The following is a 22,399-nucleotide window of genomic DNA, read 5'->3' on the forward strand; positions in this document are numbered from 1 at the left end:
TCAACTGCAGGGGCAAGTCTATTGCTTAGGACAATCTTTTCACGATGCACCCAATCCCAACGCCAACCATCGTTACGCGGCGGTGCCGCTGATACCGAACAATTCCAGCTTCAGCCCTTTTATACCAGACGGCACATAAATCGCAATCGCCTGGGCCTTGATCATGCTGTCATAAATACTGCCCTTGTTATCGATCGAAAAGTAATACGTATTCGGGCGCACCGGCACTTCAGCAGGAACCTGTGCCATATGCCGCAACTCAGCACCCGGAAGTGCCCGGCTCAGTAATAGTTCGATATTGTCCGGAGACGAAATTTTGAATTGCAACGGCACCGTGGCGACCAGTTCCAGCGCAGGCATATCGGCGTTTACCGCAAGACAGAATTCGGTCTGACGGTCAATCCGCGTGGCATCGAGCAAGCCGTGATAGTGGGTGTTTTGTTGCATGTCATTGTTCAATGCAATCGGGAAGTAACGCGACAGGAGCACAGTATCGATCAGGTCGCGAATGATGCCATCGAGCTTGCCGAAACCGGGAGCAGCGTCATCGTGACGATAAGCCGGCAAGTCGTTCAATGTGTATTTTTTGGAAAATGTCATCAAGCCGCCAGCCAATGCCATCAATTTTTCAAACAAATACACGGGATGGTGGCGCCGGTAACTGGCGCAATGACTGAGCGTGGCACCCGCCGTGCTCAACGTATTGAGCATCCAGAACGAGGAGACGTCCCCGCCATGAAATTCAACCGTATTTTTACCGGGCTGACGGTGACGGCTGTACAGCGCTTCAATTTTCGCGCCCATACGATCGATCAGCGAATCGAGCATTTTCTGCAGCGAAGACTCGGCGCTGATGGTCAGGCAAGGCGGAATGAAGGAAGTATCGATTTCAAAGCCGCCGTTACCCGCGCGGTACAAGCGGATCACCGGGATGGCAAGGTAATCATTCAGTGGGTCCAGTTGCGACAGCAGGTGCACGCGTTTTTTCAGGTAGGCCACGTCTATGCTGACTGCCTCGCTGTACAAATCCGGGGTCTCGATATCCGCCTGGACATAGCGCGCGCCCGCAGAGCTCAAATTGCCGCCATGTGCCTGCATCCCGGGCAGCGCGGCATAAAAAGTAAAACTATGTTCACTGGAAGGTAGCTTGGACAGGTCTACAGCACTGGGCAGTACGTCGCCAAGCGGCGCTTCGAACAGTTCTCCATCCTGAAAGACGAGCGACATGGTGTCCGCCCGCAGGCTATTGTTGGCCAGTGCATCCGCATTCCAGCTGACGCCATGCACGCCCCATAAATGTGGATTAATTAATGAGGCCAGACGCTGCAGGCGCGCTTCATGGTAGCGGTCCAGTTGCTGGAATTGCTGGGGACCGATGGCCAGGCCCTCGGACCACAGTAATTTGGATGGCAATGTCATTGCGTTCTCCATGTTGACCGTTGGAATCTTGCTGCCTTGCCATTCTGATGTTGCCAGCTTGGACGTCCTTGATGTTGCGCAGCAACCCTGTTCAATTATTTGCGCAAACGCAATTTCCCCTTGAGCAAACGCTCGGATACTGGCCATTCCACCGCAAAGACACAGGGAAAGTGAGATGGAGGACTTGCTGCCGTATTTCGAACGCGAGCTGGTGATGCTGCGGCGGCATTGCCGTGAGTTTGCCGAACGTTATCCGAGAATCGCAGGCAAATTGCACATGTCCGGCGAGTCTTGCGAAGATCCGCACGTCGAACACTTGATCGAATCGGTGGCCATGCTGGCGGCACGCATTTCAAAACGGCTTGATGACGACTTTCCGCAATTTACCGAAGCCTTGTTCGAAGCCCTGTTCCCACATTATCTGCGCCCCTTCCCATCGTGCACCATCGTGCACCAGTCCGCCCCGGCAGCCGGAGCGGGCGTATTGCACCTGCCGGCCGGCAGTGAAATGGACGCAACGCCTGTGCGCGGCGTGCGCTGCCGCTTCAAGACGGCCTACGACATGACGACAGGAGCATCGATACTGGAAAGCGCAGGTTTCGATGCGAAGATCAAGGCACCGCCTGGCGTACGCCTGCCAGCATCGGCCAGCTCCTCGCTGAACATCGGCATCCGGCATCTCGATGCGGCGCCCGCATCCCTGCGCGTGTTCATTGATGGTGAAGCTTCTTTTTCCGCCGCATTGCGCGATGCCTTGTTCATGCACACAGTCTGCGCTTTTGTGTCAATCGACGCGGCACAATGGATGGCATTGCCCGCCGTGCCTTTGACGCCCGTCGGCTTCGCCGACACGGATGCCTTGATACCTTTCGGTGCCCGCTCGCAGCCGGCCTACCGCATCTTGAGCGAGTATTTTGCATACCCGGAAAAATTCAATTTCTTTGACATTGATATCGCGGCGCTGGGTGCGGCCCTGCCACCTGGTTGCCAGCGCTTTGGCCTGCATCTGTGCATGGCCGGCTTGCGGCCCGATTCCGCTTCGGCACGCATGTTGTCCAGTATTTCCAGCGCAAACTTGAGACTGGGCTGCAGTCCCGCTGTCAATCTCTTCCGCCAGGAAGGCGTGCCGATTGCCGTCACCCGGCAGAAAACCGACTATTCCGTGCTGGCACATGCTACCCATGCCCATGGTTACGAAGTCATCACTGTCGATGCGGTGCGTTTGTTGCGCCAACGGGGAGGCGAAAGCACGCTGACCGAATTTCGCCCGCTGTACAGCCTGCGCCATGGAGAGGGTTCGGCGCAACAAGGCCATTACTGGATCATGCGGCACGACATGGCTTTGGCCATCAGAAGTCCTGGCCATGAAAAGAAAATCACATTGGTCGATAGCGACTTCAATCCCCTGATCCATGAAAAGGCAAGCCTGTCGCTGTCGCTGACATGCAGTAACCGAGATCTTCCCCTTGCACTCAAATACGGCCAGCCGCAAGGAGACTTGCAGCCGTGTGACGGCGGACCTGCGCTGCACATGCTGCGACGTCCCAGCCAGCCACGGCGTTTTTCACCGGGCGCGGGCCTGCACTGGCGCCTGATTTCGCATCTGGCGCTGAATCATCATGCACTGGTCCAGGAAGGCATGCCGGCGCTGCGCGAAATGCTGACGCTGTACGACTTATCCCAATCGGCCACCTCGCAACGCCAGATCAGCGGCATCGTCGCGTTGGCGCACTCGCCGACCACGACGTGGCTGCGACACAAGCGCGGCACCTCTTTGGCGCATGGCGTGGAAGTGCGCATCACGCTTGACGAGGAAGCGTTCGTCGGCAGCGGCATGCACCTGTTTGTGCAGGTGATCGATCACTTCCTTGGGCTGTATGTGCAAATCAACAGTTTCATCGAACTGGTGGTGCTATCACTGCAAAGCGGAGAGGAGCTGATCCGATGCAAACCAAGAAGCGGACTGCAGAATCTGGTGTAGTCCGACACTTGCTAGCCGAGCCGTACCGTTACCAGTTCGTGCAGGCGGTACGTATTCTGCTGTGCTGGCTACGTAGTCAGCATGTGTCACAGGCGCAAGCCTTCAGCCAGGTGTTGCGCTTCAAGAACAGCATGTCCTTGAATTTCCCCGCCAGTGAAATTGAGCACCTCTCGCTCGACGACAATGAACAACTGATATTGATACCGACGTTCATGCGTTTTCTGGGCGTCGGCGGCACCTTGCCCTTGCACCACTCAGAACGCATTGCCGCCTACCGCATGTCGAGCAAAGACGCTGGCGTCTCGGCCTTCCTCGATATCTTTTCGCACCGCATGGTCGTGCTGTATTACCAGGCGTGGGAAAAGTATCGATTGGAATCCACGCTCCAGACCCAGGCAAACGATGCCCAATTGCCCTTGTTGCTGGCACTGGCCGGCGTGCGGCGCACTGCGCTGCCGTCGAGCGCCGAACCTGAAGCCGTGACACAGGACGTCGCGGCCTGGTACGCGGGTCAGCTGCGCTGCCGCCCCGTCTCCGCGCAAGCGATTGGCCCCGTACTGGCCGAGTACTGCGGTGTGCCAGTCGTCCTGCAACAATTTGTCGGTGGCTGGGACTATCTGGGAAAAAATCGGCGCAGCCTGCTGAGCAGTGCCAACTTTACCCTGGCGCGCGGCGCAACCGTTGGCCTGCGGCTTTGGCGCCAGGACATGCGCGTATGCCTGCATATCGGCCCGCTGGATCCCGCCGGCCTGCAACGTTTCCTGCCGCGCAGCGCAGGTGCGGCGGCACTGGCAAAGATGCTCGCGCTGTTCGGCGTACCAGACTTGCAGTATGAAGTTCGGCTGATATTGAGTCCGCCATGCATTACCCCCCTGCTCCTGAGTTCCCAACTTTCAGAGAGACGACGCCTTGGCTGGACGACGTTTCTGCAGACAGCACAAGGCAAGGCAGGCGGCGCCGAAGTGCGTTATTTGCTGCACCTGGCTTGAGCAGTCATCCCTGGAAAGCGAGGCAAACATGAAACATGCGGGACGCGGCGTCATCCGGCTAGGAGACGCAACTGATCACGGCGGGAAGGTCACCAGCGCATCGTCTGGCAGCACCGTGATGGGGAAGACGGCGGCGCTGGCAGATGACACGACCTTCTGCCCAAAGTGCAAAGGCAGCTTTCCGATCACGCCGGATGGCGCTGGCGCAAAACACATGGGCAAGGCGTACGCCTATGACGGCGATGCCACCGCCTGTGGCGCCCACCTGATCACATCCCTATAACGGAGGCAGGCCATGCATGCAAGCATCCAGGCGGCACTGTCGGCCTTCGACCTCGCCGCGCAAGAGCGGCGCCTGCTGAAGATCGACTTCCCCCATGAAGATGGACCGGGCGGCACCATCCTGCTGGTCAATTCGCTGACCGCTAGGGAAGAGGTATCGCGCGACTTCCGTTTCGAGGCCGAATTGCTGTCCGATGACGCGCACATCGCGCTCAAGGCCATGATGGGCCGCATGGTAACCATTTCCATGGTGCGCGACGATGGCACGCTGCGCCACTTTAACGGCTATGTGGGCGAGTTTTGCCTGCTGCGCGCCGATGGCGGCTTTGCCTGGTACCGCATGGTGCTGCAACCCTGGCTGGCCTTCGCCCGGCTGCGTCAGGACAATGTGTCCTTTCATGGCCAAAGCGTGATGCAGCTGACCGAAACAACATTTGCGCACTACGGGCAGCGCGACTGGAAAACCAGCATTCAGGGCGACGATCCACAGCTCACCTGCGCCAATCAGCACAATGAAACCGACTACAACCACCTGCACCGGCGCTGGGAAGCGCTGGGCTGGCATTACTGGTACGAGCACCGCGCCGACGGCCATACGCTTTGGCTCGCAGACAACAGCACCCTGGCGGACATGATCGCCACGCTATCGGGCGACGGCGCGATGCGCTTCCACTGCGAATCGGGTTCCATGGAAGACGATGGTCTACGACAGTGGCAAGCCGTGCGCCGGATCGGCTCCGGGCAGCTGACCTTGGCCAGTTTCGACTATAAAAATCCGCAGCCACGGCTTGCCAGCGGCTACTCCCTGAACCGCCAGGGTGATGTATTTGCCCACGAACTGTACGAAAACACGGGCGCCTATGGCTATAAGAATGTCGATGATGGGGAATCGCTGGCACAACGCCGCATGGAGGAAAGCGACCATCTGCGCCAGTATTTCGAGGCGGCCGGCAATCACCGTGGCGCACAGTCTGGCCTTTGTTTCCGGCTCGATGGACATTTCAGCGCCGAGGAAAAACGCTACCAGCCTGGCCAGGAGCGCCCTGACAGTATTGCCGAACGCGAATACCTGATCCTGTCAGTGCTGCATAGCGCCAGCAATAATTATCAGGTTGGCCCGAACGCCCCCTCCCACTATGTCAACAATATGATGTGCGTGCGCCGGGACATCCGCTGGCGGCCGGGCCGTGGCTACAACAGCACGCCATGCATCGTTGCCGGCGTGCAGACGGCGCTGGTGGTCGGGCCGGCCGGAGAAGAAATCCATACCGATGCCCTGGGACGCATCCGCCTGCAATTTCACTGGGACCGCCTGGGTACATTCGATGAGCGCAGCTCGCCATGGATACGCGTCATGATGCCGATGGCGGGCCCGCAAATGGGGCAAATCGCCTTGCCGCGCGTGGGTCAGGAAGTCGTCGTGCAATTCCAGGACGGCAATATCGACCATCCCATCGTCATCGGCGTGGTCTACAACAGCGCCAATCCGCCTCCTTGGCAATTGCCACAGCAACGCGCCCTGTCCGGCTTGCGCAGCCGCGAACTGGGCGCCCGCAGCGCCAACCATCTCGTGCTCGACGACACCAAGGGCGCGATCCAGGCACAGCTGCGCAGTGCGCACCAGGATAGCCGGCTTTCATTGGGCAATATCACCCGCATCGACGACAATGCTGGTCGCAAGGAAGCGCGCGGCGTTGGCTTTGAATTGGCCAGCAACTCCTGGGGTGCACTGCGCGCAGCCAAAGGCATGCTGATCACCACCGAAACATCAACAGGAACGGAATCAGTCAAACAGCTCGACGAAACACAAGCCCGCCTGGCGCAGGCACGCCAACTGCAAGAGGGACTGGCCGGCATGGCCGTTGACGCGGGTGCGCAAGACAGCGCCGCACAACAGGGCGCCGTCGCCGTATCCATCCAGCGGCAAAACGCCGCCATCAAAGGTGCCGGCGACGATTTCCCTGAGCTGTCCGAACCACATCTGCTGCTGGCCAGCCCGGCCGGCATCGAACTGAGCACGGCCCAGTCCATCCACCTGGCCGCCAGCGAGCATGTGGCGCTCACCAGCAGCGAGCATATTTCACTCGCCAGCGGCGACAGCATGTTTGCCAGCATCGCCAAAACCTTCAGCCTGTTCGTGCACAAGGCCGGTATGAAACTGATCGCCGCCAGCGGCAAGGTATCCATCCAGGCGCACAGCGACGAGGTCGAAATCCTCGCCCAAAAAGTGCTGTCGCTGATCAGCGAAGCAGACTGGGTCAACATCAAGGGCAAGAAAGGCATACGCCTGCACGGCGCCAAGCACATGCTGGAAATCAGCGACAAGGTGCAGTTCTTCACCTCATCCCCCGTGCTCTTCAACGGCAACCTGGAAACCTTGGCGCCGAAGAGCGTGTCGCAGGAATTTAATGAACGGCCAGTAGCGCGTTTTGATCAGGCCGTTCGACTGCTGCAAGTCGATGGCACACCCGCTCCCGATATAGCTTTTGAGTTAATACGCGAAGATGGCCACAGAATCAGTGAAAAGAGTAGCAGTGGTGGACTTACCCCAGTACAGAAAGGGGACGGCATGGATAGCTACACAATACGCTACAAAGGAGAACTTCCATGAATGACGATACGGATCTGAATGAACACGGCAATCACCAAGGCGAGTTTCGGCAGAGTGTTGGCGGATGGGCTGAATACACCGTCAATATGACTGAAATAATAGATACGATTCGTCATGACGTAACTATTCCGCCCAGGAAAATAATACCAATCATATTTCTACCGGGTGTTATGGGTAGTAACTTAAGAATGACAAAAAAACGTCAAGATGATCTGAAGCGACCAGATAACAGATCATGGAGGCCTGATGACATGGTAGACAAATCTGGAAATTTGGCGGTTGCAACCGGTAGCGGTCTAGGTGGTTGGTTCAGGAGTGCGTCCCCCAGAGATCGACAATTGGCTTTTGATCCGAATGAAACTGAAGTTGAGTACTATCAATATTCAATTGAAAATGAACGCTTCTTTCCAGGTGGTGATATCACCAAAGGATCCGACGTACGCCACAATAATGTTCCTGACGATTTCCTTGGAGTTCCACCATTGATTTCTGTTAGCACTAAAAAGAATGCACAAGTAGATTCTATTCAGAAACCTGGAGTAATGGGAAGATTTATTCCCCGCGAGGTACGTGAAACGCCAGCACATATTGCACGGTGGCGCGGATGGAGTGAAGTTCTTTTCGCCGGAGCCTATGGAGAAATGCTTCAAAAGACAGAATTTTTCATGAATAATATAACAAGAAAAGGACAAGTTTTACCTCATTGGAAAATTGATCCTTCCGATCAACAAACTGGTAGATATTCATTTGGCCAACAAGCCTACCCACCTATTGCCAAGCTTCTGATAAAAGATCCAAAAGAATTTGGCGGTTCTTCCGGAGTACCAATTAACAATTCTGACATGCTAAAGATTGCTCCATGTTGGTATCCGGTTCATGCGTTGGGATACAACTTCCTACAGAGCAATGCCATTTCTTCCACTGTTATTGCCGAACGCATACGCGGCATAGTAAAAGGATATCAGAAATGCGGCTTCAAATGCGGCGAGGTCATTCTCGTCACGCATAGTATGGGAGGTTTGCTCGCCAGATCCTTGATGCACCCTAGATATGGAAATATGCTTAATGACAAGGATATAAAAATACTTGGAATATATCATAACGTGATGCCTACCTTAGGCGCCGCCAGTGCATATAAACGCATGCGTTTCGGTTTTCAGGAAAAGAGTGGCCCATTAAATACTCTCGCAGCCCAAGTTCTTGCCATTGACGGCGAACATGCCACAGCAATTCTCGCAAATACGCCAGCTCCTCTAGAGATGATGCCCGGCATGGCATATGGTCAAGAGTGGCTCAAAGTTGTTGACGCAAGTGATAAGTTGCTTTGGAGTTGGCCACGAGATAAGGAGAGTGCGCTGGAGGGCATTTACCTGCAACCTGCAAATGCTTGGTGGAGGCTAATAAATCCTTCGTGGGTGAACCCGGCAAATATTCCACTTAACAAAGGAGGAGGCATCGACAATGTCATGCAACGATTGAAAGATGCCTCTGCCTTATTAAAGGAAATAGAGAAAATTTTTCATCCAAATACATATGCAAGCTATTGCGCATCAAAAGAGTTCCTAAGCTATGGAGAAATAACGTTCAAAGTCATTGAAGGTCTTGAAATAAAAAAATCAGCCAACCAGGAAAATACAACGCCCCCACCAAATAAATGGAGGCTACTGACTGATGATGCAAAAGGCAACCTTACTATACAGGCGGGAACACGTGTTTTGAAGCTAAAATTACAACCAGCAAATTCCGCTGGCGATGAAACCGTCCCATCGGATCGTTCAGCAAAACACATACCTGGAAAAAAATTTGTCCATGGAGAGAAAGCTGGAACTGGATATGAACATCAAAATAGCTATACTCATCCACATGTTCTAGCATCTATGCTTTATTCAATTGTGCAAATTGCAAAAACAGCCAAATGGGAATGAGTATGCCAAATTATAAAAAAGTCCTTATATTCATCATTTCTATTCTATCGATCCAAACAAAGGCAAATGAGATTGAGCCGCAAAAAATACATGAGGCAAAAGAAATGAACGAAAACAGCATTCAAAGAAGAAAAATAGAAACATTATTCCAGAGGACAAAAAATATATGCTTTGGCAGATACCTGTTAAATCTACCGAACGAAGCAGAATTAATAGTCGGAAATTCGGCAGTGGATTTATTTAAAGGAGGCCCGGATAATTTAAAACGCCAGGCAGAAATTGATTTAAAAAAGATTCAATCCTTGAACATCTCACCTGAAATTATTTACAATGACAATGGTCCAATAGAAAACAGCTGGCAACTTCGATACTACAATAGCAGCTCAGCCAAAGAAGCCAATTTTATAATTTACCGGACGTTAATCAACAAAGGGGATTTCATATTTGCCATAGGCGATGCTGTAGGTAATGGCGACACCGAAAGAGCAACTGCAGAAAGACAGCTCATTCAAGCAAAAAGTCTCCGCTTGCGCGCTACTGAAGAGGTGCCAACCATGCCAGGCATTTGCGTAGAACACGGATTCATGAGCGAAAATCAGTATAAATATCAAGAAATAGACGACGTAGGTATTTATTTACCCAGCTTGCCAGATGTTACTTTCTCCATCAGCTCAAATAAAGATGCATACGGTGACTACCCACCGGCAGAATTTGAGTCAAGATTGCGCGGAGAACTATCGCTACTCCATCGCATACAAGACGCAAAAAAAATTCAAGGCAACAACTACCCCAAGCGCACTCTGCTGCGCGAAGGCAAGCGCACAGTTCAACACTGGAAAGGCGAAGAGTCGCTGATACGACGTACCGATGGCGTACATGATTTTGAATGGGCATTGGTGGGCAAACCGAAAGACATCGCAAATCCGTCTGTGCTGGAAGTCAAGATGTACACCAAAGTCGCCCACAACATGGTCGGTGCCGCCGAAGCAGCGTCGCTGACCGACGAGGAGGCGATAGCCTTGTGGGACAAGCTGCTGTCGGGCTTGAAGTTCCGGGTGAAAGTGCCGGGGGCACCGCCGGGTTCGTATTATATCGATCCGGACAAACCGGCGCAGTGACAGCTGGATAAGCTCATGCTGGCGCCATGCCGGCGATTACGCTAGCATGGCCTTTTGCCCGGAGCTTCCATGCCCATCACCCTGCGCCCCGCCCTGCCCGACGATATCGACGCCCTGTGGGCCTTGCGCACGGTAGCCGTGCGCGTCAGTTGTGCCACGCATTATGCGCCGGAGCAAATTGCTGTATGGACGGCTTCGACCGTGCCGCCTGCGTATGCCGCCATGCTGGCCGCAGGTGGCGGCATCGTGGCGATGCAGGATAATGCCATCACCGGCTACGCCATGCTGGACGCAAATAAGCAGGAAGTCGATGCCGTGTTTGTCGACCCCGCGTGCGCGGGCCTGGGCATCGGCAAGCGGCTGCTGGCGGCGCTGGAGCTGCTGGCGCGCCAGCGCGGCATAGTCCGCCTGCACCTGTCCGCGTCGCTCAATGCCGTGCCGTTTTACGCTGCCGCCGGCTTTGTTGCCTTGCGCGAGGAAGCGTATGCGCATCCCAGCGGCATCAGCCTAGCCAGCGTGGCGATGGAAAAGGCGCTGGCGGCCGCCTGAGCCGTCAATCGCCTGTCGCAGCAGCTTCGGACTCGGCCAGGCAGTGCTGCAGTTTCGCGATCAGGGCGCGCACTTCGTCGCCGGCCAGGTCCAGCGGGTCGCCCTGCGCGCCGACGGCGATCAGGCAGATGGCCGAGCCGTCGTACCAGGCGTCGAGGCGTTCTTCCTGATTATTCATAGTGTCTGGCTTCCTCTCGCAGGTCGGCAAGCAGATCAGCAGGCGCCGCGATGCTGGCGCTGCCCTGCGGCACGGGAAACACGGAAGCCAGCTGGTGATTGCTCGCCATGCCAGGCAGCCACTTGTTCAAAAAATCGTCGAGGGCGATGGCGCGCGGCTGGAAATACTCCCAGTCGCCGCTGGCGCACGCTTGCGCGAATACCGCTTCCGGCCAGAACGGGATGACGACCTTGCCGTCGACTTGCGCCGTGGCCCAGCCGTCGTGGTACAAGCCCCACACTTCTTGCGTATCGGCCACTTTGCGCACAAAGTAGGCATGGCGTTCGGCGGACGGCAGCCCCGCCACCTGCTTGAACTTTTCAGGATGCACGGTTTTCCCCTACCCCGTCCCAAACCCGTAAGTGCGGCGCGCACCAGCCCGTCACCATGTCGAGGGCGTCCAGTATCACGTCTTCCAGCGGCCCCTCCTGCGTGGCGGGGCGCAGTTCGTGCAGCAAGGCGGCCACTTGCGCGGCCGTCACGCCGCTGGCCTTATAGCGCAGCAAGATGGCGCGCAGCGCGAGCAAACCTGCCCTGGCGTCCAGCGCGGCCAGCAAGTCCCGGTCGATGTCGGCGATGATGGTTTGCGTGGTGTGCGCCATCTCAATCCGCCTCCCATGCGATGGCGGCCGGCCGCGCGCCGCCTGTCCTGAAAAACGCGACAAAGGCACGCTGGCAGTGTTCCACCTCCACGCACCATGCCTCGGGATACTCGTCCACCTGGCCATTGGCCAGCAGATAGCTACAGGTGCCCTCTGCCTCCTCGTCACCCAGTGTATGAAAACTCAAGTCGTCCTGCCCCGACAGATACATCAGCCAGGCATTGCCGCCATTGCGCAGCATGCACAGGGCCGGGCCCTGTTCCGCCTCCGTGGCCCTGGTCAGCCACAATTCGCATTGCGCCAGCGCACACGCTTCCTGCAGTGCCTGTTCCAGCGCCTGCACGCTGTCGAGCACACGCGGCTCGCCATGCAAATTCAATTCCATCATCATGTTTTGCTCCCGCTCAGATCGTTTGTCGCCAGCGCCGTGCTCAGGTACAGCTTGCCGCTCAGGTCTTGCAGCAGGCTGCTCTGGCGCAGGCGGTCCATCACGGGCCCTTTCACCTCGGCCAGGTTCAGGCTGATGCCGCGCTTGATCAGCGCGCCGTTGAGCTCGATCAAGCCCAGCAAGGCCGTGCTGTCGATCTGGTTGACGGCCGACAAGACCAGCACCAGGTGGCGCGCCGTCGGATGGCCACGCAATTCGTCCTCGACGCGCTCCGTGACGGCTTCCACATTGCCGAAGAACAGGCCGGCATCGATACGCAGCAGCAACACGTCCGGCAGGGTTTGGGCCTCGTAGCGCTCCACGTTGCGGAAGTGCTCGCTATTCGGAATACGCCCCAGCACGGCGATGTGCGGACGGCTCGCGCGCCAGATCAAGGTGCCCATCGACAGCAGCACGCCGATCACCACGCCCGCCTCCACGCCCAGCACCAGCACGCCGGCCGTCGTTGCCAGCAGGGCCAGCGCATCGCTGCGGTCGTAGCGCCATGACAATTTCAAGGTGTCCCAGTCCAGCAGGCTGGCCACGGCAAAGATGATGGTGGCCGCCAAGACCGGCAGCGGCAACAGTGCCAGCCAGCCCGTGGGCGCCACCAGCGCCAGCGCCAGCAAGCCCGCAGTGATGATGCTGGCCAGCGGCGTATTCGCGCCCGCCTGGAAATTGACGGCCGAGCGCGAGATGGAACCGGTGACGGGGAAGCCGCCCGACAGCGCGCTGGCCACGTTGGCGGCGCCCAGGCCCAGCAGTTCTCGGTTCGTGTGCAGTTTTTCACCGCGCTTTTGCGCCAGCGTCTGGGCGGCGGACATGCTCATCAAAAAGATGATGAAGGCGATCAGCAGCGCCGGCGACAGCAAGGTGCGCCAATGAGCGCTGGAGGTGGCCAGGTTCAGGCCCGGCAAGCCGCTGGGCACGTGGCCCGTCGTCTGCACGCCCATCGCTTCCAAGCCGCCATAGGCGACGAGCGCGATGCCTGCCAGCACCAGCGCCATCGGCGCCAGGCGCGCGCCCACGTCGGCCACCACCTTGTTCAAGCCGCAACGCTGCATCAGGCGCGACGCGTAGCGCTTGGCCAGCCACAGGAACAACAGGCCAGACAGCCCCAGCACGAGGCTGGGCGCATGCCAGTGGGGAATGCTGGCACCCAGCAAGGGCGTGATTTGCCCCCAGATGATCAGGATGGCGGCGCCATTGCTGAACCCGCTAATCACGGGGCGCGACAAAAAGCTGGCCATGAAGCCCAGGCGCAGCACGCCGCACAGCAGCAGGACCAGGCCGCTGATGAAAGCCAGCTGGGCGGCCAGGACGATATATAAGGAGGAACCGGGGTCGGCCAGCGGCGCCAGCGCGGCGGCCGTCATCAGCGAGACGATGGCCATGGGGCCTACCGATTGCGTCATGCTGCTGCCGAACAAGGCGTACAGCACGGGCGGCAGGATGCTGGCATAGATGCCCACCACGGGCGGCAAACCGGCCACCAGCGCGTAGGCCATGCCTTGCGGCACCATCATCATGGCGACAACGATACCGGCAGTGATGTCCCCGGCCAACAGAGGACGCCGGTATTGCCTGAGCCAGAGCAGCATGATGAAATCCCAAAATCTGAAAACCGAAGCCTATCATGCGACGAGGCTGGCTGACAGGGGGAGCGTGCTTAGTCTGCCAGCAATTGCGCCTTCACGGCATCGAGGATTTCCGCCGACAGGGCCTCGTCATCGACGGATCGGGCCAGCACCATGGCGCCCACCATGGCGGCAAACGTGGCGATCGCCTGCTGGCGACGCTCTTCCGGCGCACTATCGGGCAGCAAATCCTGCAGCAGCGCGAACTGCTGCTGCGTGGCTTGCGTAAACGCAGGACGCGCGCCAGGCGACATGCGTGCCGCATCGACGCCCATGGCCGCCGCCGGGCAACCGCTGCCCGGCTGGTCGCGGTGCCTGGTGGTCAGATAGTTCTCGATAATGGCCGGCAGCGCCCGCTGCGGGTCGCTGGCAACCTTCCCCCGCCAGCCTTCCAGCGATTTATTCAAGGCATGCTGGCACGCCTCGATCATCAAGTCTTCCTTGGACGCGAAATGACCGTAGAAGCCGCCATGCGTGAGGCCAGCGTTCTTCATCAGGTCAGCCACGCCGATGCCGTCGTAACCCTTTTCGCGGAACAATCTGGCCGCCACGTCCACGATGCGCTCGCGGTTCAACGCCGCCTGTTCCCTGCTCACTTTCATGCTGGCCTCCCACTATGATGTCAATCATCATATAATTTTACACCCGTTTGCGCCACTCTGTTAGCAAGCGCACCGTCGGATGCTGGCGCCGCGCCGATACTGAATCTTCGTTTCCACGGAGGCCAGCATGAACGAGAACAAGGACCAGTCCGCCGGTAACTTGCAGCGCCGCATACAGCAGGAGCAGGATGGCCGCGATGCAGCCAAGCCCACCGAGCAAAAAAGCAAGTCCCCCGTGCAGACAGGCAGCCGTAGCCAGCCAGTCCCTCCCCTGCCCGCCCAGCACCTGGCCAAGCCCGGCATCGAAGCGCAGATGCAGTTGAAACCCCGCTTCCTGGCACCCGACTACTGTGGCAGCGGCAAGCTGGCCGGCATGGTGGCCATCATCACGGGCGGCGATTCGGGCATCGGCCGCGCCGTGGCCGTGCTGTACGCGCGCGAAGGGGCCGATGTCGCCATCATTTACCTGAACGAACACGCGGACGCCAACGAGACGCGCCGCTATGTGGAAGCGGAAGGCCAAAGCTGCCTCCTGATCCCCGGCGATGTGCGCGAACAGGGCTTTTGCCAGCAAGCCGTCAGCCAGGTGATGGAACGGTTCACACACATCGACGTGCTGGTCAACAACGCGGCCTTCCAGGAACATGCCGAATCGCTGCTGGACTTGAGCGAGGAACGCTTCGACCTCACCATGAAAACCAATGTGTACGGGTACTTTCACATGGCCAAGGCCGTGCTGCCCCATTTGCAGCGCGGCGCTGCCATCATCAACACGGGGTCCGTGACGGGTTTGCGAGGGTCGAAGCACTTGCTCGACTATTCCACCACCAAGGGCGCCATCCATGCCTTCACCATGGCGCTGGCCGGCAACTTGCTCGACAAGGGCATCCGCGTCAACGCCATCGCACCGGGCCCCGTCTGGACGCCGCTTAACCCAGCCGACAAGACGCCGGAGGACATCCAGAAATTCGGCGCGGACACGGACATGCGCCGGCCGGCCCAGCCGGAGGAATTATCACCCGCCTACGTCTTCCTGGCTTCGCCCGCCTGTTCCAGCTACATCACGGGCATCGTCCTGCCCGTCACCGGCAGCGCGGGAGAATAAGCGATGGCGCGCGCACTGTGGAAAGGCGCCATCAGCTTCGGCCTCGTGCACATCCCGGTCGAGCTGATTTCAGCCAGCCTCGAGCACGAACTGGATTTGTCCATGCTGGATCGGCGCGACTTCGCGCCCATCGGCTACAAGCGCTACAACAAGCGCACGGGCAAGGAAGTCGAGTGGGACGACATCATCAAGGGCTATGAGTACAAGAAGGATGAATACGTGGTGCTGTCCGATGAAGATTTAAGGCAGGCGAATGTGAAGGCCACGCAAACCATCGCCATCGACACCTTTGTCGATGCGGTCGAGGTGCCGCTGACCTTTTACGAGCACCCGTATTACCTGCTGCCCGCCAAGGGCGGCGAAAAAGTCTATGCGCTGCTGCGTGAAACCTTGCGCAAGGCCAATAAGGTGGGTATCGCCAGCGTGGTCATGCGCACCAAGCAGCACCTGTGCGCGCTTGTGTGCGTCGGCGACGCCATCGTGCTCAACACCCTGCGCTACGCCGATGAACTGCGCCCTACGGATGACCTGGACTTGCCCGGCAGTACCCTGAAGGCAGCGGGCATATCCGAGAAAGAACTCAAGATGGCCATGTCGCTGGTGGAAGGCATGAGCGACACGTGGCAAGCGGCGCAATACCACGACAGCTATCGCGCAGACGTGCTGGCGCTGGTGAAGAAAAAGATCAAGGCGAAACAGACCAGGACCATCACGCCGCCTGCGCCCGAAGCGGCCGAAGAACGCAGCGGCAATGTGATCGACCTGGTCGCCCTCTTGCAGCAAAGCCTGGGCAAGAAAATGCCCGCCGCGCCAGTGCGCAAGCGCACGGCCTCCTCCACCTCCCGAAAACCGCCGCCAGCCAGACACAAGGCGGCCTGAAGCACGTATGGCCCCCGGGAGACTCTTTAATAATATAAATGCATTGACTTTGATCAAGCTTCTCGCTAGCGTATGCACACAGCCTGCCGCCCGGCAAGCCCTGTCATGCCTGCGGAAGAACAATGGATGCCGAGTTAGATCAGCTTATCCTCAACGGCGCCCCTGGCGGCGTTGTCATCACCAACGAAGAGCATGTCATCGTGCGGTGGACCGCCGGGGCGCAGCGCATTTTTGGCTATGCCATCGACGAAGCACTGGGCCGCACACTGTGGGAACTGGTCTCGCTGCCGGGTCAGGCGGAAGCGGCCCCGCTCATCAACGAGCAACTGGCGCTGCATGGCTGCTATGACCGCGAATCGCTGCGGCGACGCAAGGATGGCGAACTCATCTACGTCGATGTGGCCTGCCAGGCCGCACGCGCCACGCCCGACTCCCCCTGCTACCTGATTTCCACCATGAAGGACACGACCTTGCTGAAGGCGGCGCGCGACGCCCAGTTTGTCGATGTGCGCTACCGGGTGCTGTTCGAATCGACGCCGGACAGCGTCATCATGGTCAATGCCACGGGCGCCATCGTGCTGGCCAACGAGCAGGCGCAGCGCCTGTTCGGCTATGCGGAGGGCGAATTGAGCGGCCGGCAAATCGATACGCTGTTGCCGCAACGCCTGCGCCACGCGCATGTGGGACACCGCGTGCGCTACTTTGACCAGCCCCGTACGCGCACCATGGGCGCCGACCTGGAATTGCTGGGCTTGCGCAAGGACAATGTCGAGTTCCCCGTCGAAATCAGCCTCTCTCCCATCCAGACGGAGATCGGCACCTTCGTCATCAGCGCCATCCGCGATGTCAGCGACCGGCGCCGGGCCGAGCAGAAGTTCCGCGGCTTGCTCGAATCGGCGCCGGACGCCATCGTCATCGTCAACGGCAATGGCGAGATTGTGCTCGTCAACTCGCAAACGGAACGCCTGTTCGGCTATTCCCGCGCGGAGCTGCTGGGACGCAATGTGGAAGTGCTGATCCCGGCCCGCTACGCGCATGATCATCCGCAACACCGGCAAGCCTTTTCCACGGCGCCGCGCGCCCGCTCCATGGGCGCAGGCCTGGAACTGTATGGCTTGCGCCGCGACGGCACCGAATTTCCCGTCGAAATCAGCCTGTCGCCGCTGGAAACGGACGAAGGCGTGCTGGTTTCGTCAGCCATCCGCGACATCACCGAGCGCAAGCGCATCGAACACACGCTCAATGAGCAGAAAATCGAACTGGAACGGGCCAGCCAGGCGAAGGACCGCTTTCTCACCAGCATGTCGCACGAATTGCGCACACCGCTGAATGCCATCCTCGGCTTTGCCCAGCTGCTGGCCAACGAATCGCTGCCCGCGACCGTGCTGCAAAAGCGCGCCTTCGTGCAAAACATCGTCACCTCGGGCCGCCACCTCCTTACCCTGATCAATGAAATCCTCGACCTGGCGAAGATCGAGTCAGGCAGCCTGAGCCTGTCGATCGAGCCGGTGGCGCTGCCCGCGCTGATCGAGGAAGTGCGCGTGATGATGGAAGAACAGGCGCAGCAGCGCCAGCTCGAGATGGCCTTTTCGGACTGCGAGCAGCTGACCGTCAGGGCCGACCATACGCGCCTCAAGCAGGTGCTTCTGAACCTGCTGTCGAACGCCATCAAATACAACCGTCCCTCCGGCAAGGTAGTGCTGGAAATTTCGCAGCCCGATGTGCAGCGCGTGCGCATCGCCATCCGCGACACGGGCAAGGGCCTGGACGAGGCGCAGATGGAAGAACTGTTCCAGCCGTTTAACCGCCTGGGGCAGGAAGCGGGCAGCGAGGAAGGTACGGGCATCGGCCTGGTCGTCACCAAGCGCCTGGTCGAACTGATGGGCGGCACCATGGGCGTGCACAGCTGCGTCGGCGTGGGCAGCGTGTTCTGGATAGAACTCGACACCATGGCCGCGCCGCCCGAAAGGATGTCACTGGCCACGGAGGGGCTGGCCGAGCCTGCTGGCGACGCCGCGACCGATGCCGGCGGCCAGGCCCTGCTGCTGTACGTGGAAGACAATCCGGCCAGCCTGCGGCTGGTGGAAGACATTGTCAGCTTCCTGCCCCATCTGCGCATGATCTCGGCCACCGACGCGCGCCAAGGCATCGCGCTGGCGCTGGAGCGCCGCCCTGATGTGATCTTGATGGATATCAACCTGCCCGGCATGAATGGCAACCAGGCGCAGCGCATCCTGCGCAACGATCCGCGCACGGCGCACGTCCCCGTCATCGCGCTGACGGCCAATGCCATGAAGGGCGACATCCGGCACGGCCTGGCCGCGGGCTTTTTCCGCTACCTGACCAAACCCGTCGAGATTCCCCAGCTCAACGCTGCCATCGACGAAGCCCTGCAACTGACGCGCGCCGCCCTGCCATTCAAGCCGGCGGACTGAAACCCAGCTTTTTCATGGCCGCATCGATGCCCCTGGCGCTGCGCGCATAGCCAGCCCAGGGCGCATTGCCCACGTCGAGGCGGCTGTGGACGTTGCTCACCGTCCATTGATCGCCTGCCTTCAGCTTGTCGAGCTCATCCCAAGCCAGCGGCACGGAAATACCCAACCCCGAACGCGTGCGGGCCGACCACGCGCATACGGTGGTGGCGCCCCGGCCATTGCGCAAATAATCGATGAAAGTCTTGCCGACGCGGTTGGCGGGACCGCTCTTGACGACAAAACGCGCCGGTATATGCTGCGCCAGGTGCGCCACGATGGCTTGCGAAAACGCCTTTACGGTATCCCAGTCGTATTTCGGGCGGATCGGCACGACCACATGCAAGCCCTTGCCGCCGCTGGTTTTCAACCAGGCGGGCAGCCCCAGCTCCGTCAGGAAGGCGCGCAGCAGCACCGCCGCTTCGCGGATGGCTGGCCAGACCACGCCCTTGCCCGGGTCCAGGTCGAACACCAGGCGGTTCGGCATGTCGTAGGCGCTGGCGAGCGCGTTTTGCGTGTGAAATTCCACCACATTCCACTGCGCCGCCGACAACAAGCCCTGTACGCTGGCCACTTCCAGCATGGGGGCATGCTGCGGGTCCAGGCCGGGATCGAGCTGTCTGATACCCGGCATTGTCGCGGTATCCGCGTGCTTCTGGAAAAACAGTTCGCCGCCCACGCCGGCCGGCGCGCGCACCAGCGACACGGGCCGGCCCCGCAGATGCACGAGCATCAGCTTGCCCACCAGCGCGTAGTAGCGCACCAGGTCGATCTTTCTGGCGCCGCTGTCCGTGTCGATCACCCTGTCCGCATGGCTGACCTTGAAACTGGCCGGCAAGACGCTGTCGGGCGTGGATTGCTTCTGCATGGTCTTCTCCCTGTCGATCCGCTGCGCCCGCTCGCGCACGATGGCGGCCGGCTTTTTATCCTCGCGCAAGCCGTGAAACACGGCGTGGCGCACGGCACCGCCACTGGTCCATTGCGCAAAACTCACTTCGGCCACCAGCTGCGGCTTGACCCAGATGGGCTGGCGCACGCCCCCCGCCTTGCCCGCGAACGGACTGGCATTAACGGACAGAGCGTCGAGGCGGCGCCGCAAGTCGCGCAAGACGGCATCGTCAAAGCCGCTGCCCACATTGCCTGCGTAGCGCAAATCCCCGTGCGCATCATGCACGCCCAGCAGCAGTGAACCGATCCCTACACGCGCGCCCTGCGGCACCGTATAGCCACCGATGACGAATTCCTGGCGCAACCCGCATTTGAGCTTGATCCAGTCGCCGGAGCGCCGCGTGACGTAGGGCGAACCGCGCCGCTTGCCGATCAACCCTTCCAGCCCCAGGCGGCAAGCCTGGTCCAGCAGTTGCTGCGGCGCAGCATCGAGCGCCACACTGAAACGCACCAGGGGCGAGACGGGCAATTTTTCCAGCAACCCCTGCAGCAGTGCCCTGCGCGCCTCGACGGGCTGGCTCCGCAAATCGTGACCATCGAAATACGCCACGTCGAACAGGTAATACACAATGTCGCTGCTCGTTTGCGCATCGAACGCGCGCTGCAAGGCACCGAAATCCGGATGGCCGCTGGCGTCGTTGACGACGATCTCACCGTCGTACCAGCCTGGCGGCAAACCCATCTTTTCCAACGCCTGCCGCAGCGTCGGCAATTTGGCCGTCCAGTCATTGCCATTGCGCGTGATTAAAACAACATGATCACCATCGCTACGCGCGAGCAGGCGGTAGCCGTCGAATTTCACCTCGAACAACCATTCCTGCGGGTCTGGCGGCGGAGCGTCAACCAGGGTGGCCAACTGGGGCGACAGGGTGGCGGGCAGCCTGGCGGCTGGCGCTGCAGCCTGCTCCACGCTCTTCTTACGCCTGGGCATGGCCTTGTTCTTGACGCTGTCGGGGAATTCGTCCACGACGGAAAATTCCACTGCCGGCCGGGCAAACGCGTCTTTTTCCTTGATCAGCAGCCAGGCAGGCTGCTTTTCGCTGCGCTTGTCTCCCCCGCCTTTCATGCGCACCAGCACCCAGTTCCCCTGCATCTTATGGCCATGCAAGGTGAATTTCAGCTCGCCGGCCGCCAGAGCCGCGCGCGCGTCCGGCGTCGCAGACTGCGCTTGCCATGTCCCGTGGTCCCATATGATGACCTTGCCCGCGCCATACTGTTTTTCGGGGATCGTGCCTTCAAAACCGGCGTAGGCCAGGGGATGGTCTTCCACCTGCACCGCCATGCGCTTGTCGCGCGGGTCGTAGCTGGGCCCTTTCGGTACGGCCCAGCTTTTCAGCGTGCCATCGAACTCCAGGCGAAAGTCATAGTGCAAACGGCTGGCCCAGTGCTTCTGGATCACGAAGGTGAGCACCTCATTCGCATCCTCGCCGCCACCTGCCGGCTCCGGCGTGGCGGCGAAATTGCGCTTGGCTTGATAGGTTTTCAAGGCGGCTTTCATGGCGGACCCATGCGGTGACGATGGCATCGAGTCTAGGCTGCCGAAGGCTGTGGCGCGGTACGCCAGCTAACAGAGTGCGTCTACGCTGCAGGCCATGCGGCAAGGCAGTCACACGGCAAGTGTAAGTATTTGTAATGGCGTGTCAACGCAATTGCCGCACGGCGCGTTTTTGGCTCAGTGACAGGGGAAATGCATCTCCTGAACGACAACCCACTTCTCGAGGAACTGCACCATGAAAAAAGTAATCGCTACTCTGATCGCCGGCTTGTTCGCTACCGCAGCCTTCGCTCAAACGCCAGCAGTGCCTGCCAAGGCCGAAGCCAAGCACACCAAGGAAGTGGCTAAAGCAGAAGCGAAAGAAACCAAGGCTGTCGTGAAAGCCGATGCCAAGGAAGCCGCCGTCGCAGCTGATGCAAAAGCCGATGTCGCCAGCGCCAAGGCCGATGCCAGCGCCACCAAGGCCAAAGCCCATAAAAAAGCGAAAAAAGCCAAGGCCAAGGCTGACGAAGCCAAAACTGAGGCAACCGCAGCAGCAGCCAAGTAATCAGTTCCGCGCGTTTTCCGCGCCACATAAAAAGACAGCTTCGGCTGTCTTTTTTCGTTTTCATGCCGCCATCATTCAGCAACAGCCAATAAAACAGCTGATTGTAAGAAAGTGTAAACAAGGTCAACGGCAAGCTTGCGGGGCGCGTTTTATGCTCAGTGACACGGGAATCATCCCGGCACCAACAGACATACCAGACAAACCACCACTGAGGACTGCACCATGAAAAAACGCATTTTCAACCTGAGCGCTACCCTGATCGCCGGCCTGTTCGCTACCGCTGCCTTTGCTCAAACACCCGCAGCGCCAGCAGCCTCGGTTCCCGCCAAAGTGGAAGCGGCCCATACCAAGGCTGTCGTGAAAGCCGACGCCAAGGAAGCGCAAGCCGTTGTGAAAGCGGATGCCAAAGAAGCGAAAGCCGTCGTCGCCGCTAAAACGGAAGTGGCAAGCGCCAAGACCGAAGCAACTGCCACCAAAGCAAAGGCACATCACAAGGCCAAGCACACCAAGGCCAAGGCCGACGCAAAAATGGCTTCGGCCACCGCTGAAGCAGCACCAGCAGCAGCCAAGTAATCATCGACACACCATCGCTCAC

The 22,399-nt window shown here is 59.1% G+C and carries 20 protein-coding genes; 12 read left to right on the forward strand and 8 right to left on the reverse strand.

The genetic code is table 11. The annotated features are described in order from the left end of the window. Positions 1-72: 72 nt before the first annotated feature. A complete protein-coding gene (tssK, locus tag CLU92_RS10460; protein WP_101481837.1) occupies positions 73-1,419 on the reverse strand; it encodes a type VI secretion system baseplate subunit TssK in 1,347 nt (448 codons plus the stop codon). 175 nt (positions 1,420-1,594) lie between these two features. Between tssK and tssF the strand changes: the two genes are divergently transcribed. The 7 genes from tssF (at position 1,595) to CLU92_RS10500 (ending at position 10,874) form a co-directional block, all read left to right on the forward strand. Beyond that, positions 1,595-3,400: a type VI secretion system baseplate subunit TssF gene (gene tssF / locus CLU92_RS10465; RefSeq protein ID WP_101481838.1), complete on the forward strand. Its 1,806-nt coding sequence runs from the start codon at positions 1,595-1,597 to the stop codon at positions 3,398-3,400. Then, the gene (gene tssG / locus CLU92_RS10470; RefSeq protein WP_101481839.1) at positions 3,364-4,389 is read left to right on the forward strand and encodes a type VI secretion system baseplate subunit TssG; all 1,026 of its coding nucleotides are present in this window, start codon (positions 3,364-3,366) and stop codon (positions 4,387-4,389) included. Before tssF ends, tssG begins: the two co-directional genes overlap by 37 nt. Positions 4,390-4,507: 118 nt before the next feature. After that, entirely contained in the window at positions 4,508-4,672 is a 165-nt protein-coding gene (locus tag CLU92_RS28485) for a PAAR domain-containing protein (protein ID WP_373918924.1), read from the forward strand. 12 nt (positions 4,673-4,684) lie between these two features. Beyond that, complete coding sequence (locus CLU92_RS10480) at positions 4,685-7,282, forward strand: type VI secretion system Vgr family protein (protein ID WP_101481841.1); 2,598 nt, start codon at positions 4,685-4,687, stop codon at positions 7,280-7,282. After that, positions 7,279-9,207, forward strand: a complete 1,929-nt coding sequence (locus CLU92_RS10485) for a triacylglycerol lipase (protein ID WP_101481842.1) — start codon at positions 7,279-7,281, stop codon at positions 9,205-9,207. The genes CLU92_RS10480 and CLU92_RS10485 overlap by 4 nt, the downstream gene beginning before the upstream one ends. A gap of 2 nt (positions 9,208-9,209) precedes the next feature. Further along, positions 9,210-10,325 carry a T6SS immunity protein Tli4 family protein gene (locus CLU92_RS28255; protein ID WP_257561048.1) on the forward strand — a complete coding sequence of 372 codons (1,116 nt, stop codon included), beginning with the start codon at positions 9,210-9,212 and terminating at the stop codon, positions 10,323-10,325. Between the two features lie 69 nt (positions 10,326-10,394). Further along, complete coding sequence (locus tag CLU92_RS10500; protein ID WP_101481844.1) at positions 10,395-10,874, forward strand: GNAT family N-acetyltransferase; 480 nt, start codon at positions 10,395-10,397, stop codon at positions 10,872-10,874. A gap of 4 nt (positions 10,875-10,878) precedes the next feature. On the opposite strand, the gene CLU92_RS27775 is transcribed toward CLU92_RS10500, so the two are convergent. The 6 genes from CLU92_RS27775 to CLU92_RS10525 all read right to left on the reverse strand — a co-directional run bounded on the left by CLU92_RS27775 (position 10,879) and on the right by CLU92_RS10525 (position 14,359). Further along, positions 10,879-11,052 (reverse strand): hypothetical protein, encoded by a 174-nt coding sequence (locus CLU92_RS27775; protein WP_180338489.1) that lies wholly within the window; start codon positions 11,050-11,052, stop codon positions 10,879-10,881. Next, positions 11,045-11,422 carry a DUF2750 domain-containing protein gene (locus CLU92_RS10505; RefSeq protein WP_101481845.1) on the reverse strand — a complete coding sequence of 126 codons (378 nt, stop codon included), beginning with the start codon at positions 11,420-11,422 and terminating at the stop codon, positions 11,045-11,047. The genes CLU92_RS27775 and CLU92_RS10505 overlap by 8 nt, the downstream gene beginning before the upstream one ends. After that, on the reverse strand, positions 11,412-11,693 hold the full coding sequence (locus CLU92_RS10510) for a hypothetical protein (RefSeq protein WP_101481846.1): 282 nt from the start codon (positions 11,691-11,693) through the stop codon (positions 11,412-11,414). The genes CLU92_RS10505 and CLU92_RS10510 overlap by 11 nt, the downstream gene beginning before the upstream one ends. Position 11,694: 1 nt before the next feature. Continuing rightward, positions 11,695-12,084 carry an Imm1 family immunity protein gene (locus CLU92_RS10515; RefSeq protein WP_101481847.1) on the reverse strand — a complete coding sequence of 130 codons (390 nt, stop codon included), beginning with the start codon at positions 12,082-12,084 and terminating at the stop codon, positions 11,695-11,697. Further along, entirely contained in the window at positions 12,081-13,721 is a 1,641-nt protein-coding gene (locus tag CLU92_RS10520) for a SulP family inorganic anion transporter (RefSeq protein WP_101481848.1), read from the reverse strand. The genes CLU92_RS10515 and CLU92_RS10520 overlap by 4 nt, the downstream gene beginning before the upstream one ends. Positions 13,722-13,789: 68 nt before the next feature. Next, positions 13,790-14,359, reverse strand: a complete 570-nt coding sequence (locus CLU92_RS10525) for a TetR/AcrR family transcriptional regulator (RefSeq protein WP_101481849.1) — start codon at positions 14,357-14,359, stop codon at positions 13,790-13,792. Positions 14,360-14,486: 127 nt separating this feature from the next. Between CLU92_RS10525 and CLU92_RS10530 the strand changes: the two genes are divergently transcribed. From CLU92_RS10530 to CLU92_RS10540, 3 genes are all read left to right on the forward strand, one after another. Continuing rightward, positions 14,487-15,464 (forward strand): SDR family oxidoreductase, encoded by a 978-nt coding sequence (locus CLU92_RS10530; RefSeq protein WP_101481850.1) that lies wholly within the window; start codon positions 14,487-14,489, stop codon positions 15,462-15,464. A 3-nt stretch (positions 15,465-15,467) separates the two neighbouring features. Beyond that, positions 15,468-16,343: a Ku protein gene (locus CLU92_RS10535; RefSeq protein WP_101481851.1), complete on the forward strand. Its 876-nt coding sequence runs from the start codon at positions 15,468-15,470 to the stop codon at positions 16,341-16,343. Between the two features lie 122 nt (positions 16,344-16,465). After that, positions 16,466-18,778, forward strand: coding sequence for a PAS domain S-box protein (locus CLU92_RS10540; protein WP_180338490.1), 2,313 nt, complete (start codon positions 16,466-16,468; stop codon positions 18,776-18,778). Here the strand turns inward: CLU92_RS10540 and ligD are convergent. After that, positions 18,762-21,260: a DNA ligase D gene (gene ligD / locus CLU92_RS10545; protein WP_101481852.1), complete on the reverse strand. Its 2,499-nt coding sequence runs from the start codon at positions 21,258-21,260 to the stop codon at positions 18,762-18,764. The genes CLU92_RS10540 and ligD overlap by 17 nt on opposite strands. A 232-nt stretch (positions 21,261-21,492) precedes the next feature. On the opposite strand from ligD, the gene CLU92_RS10550 reads away from it, so the two are divergent. Both CLU92_RS10550 and CLU92_RS10555 read left to right on the forward strand, forming a co-directional pair. Next, positions 21,493-21,804: a hypothetical protein gene (locus CLU92_RS10550; protein WP_101481853.1), complete on the forward strand. Its 312-nt coding sequence runs from the start codon at positions 21,493-21,495 to the stop codon at positions 21,802-21,804. Between the two features lie 222 nt (positions 21,805-22,026). Then, positions 22,027-22,377 carry a hypothetical protein gene (locus CLU92_RS10555; RefSeq protein ID WP_101481854.1) on the forward strand — a complete coding sequence of 117 codons (351 nt, stop codon included), beginning with the start codon at positions 22,027-22,029 and terminating at the stop codon, positions 22,375-22,377. Positions 22,378-22,399: the final 22 nt, after the last annotated feature.

Source organism: Janthinobacterium sp. 61 (assembly GCF_002846335.1).
Lineage (GTDB): Bacteria > Pseudomonadota > Gammaproteobacteria > Burkholderiales > Burkholderiaceae_D > Janthinobacterium.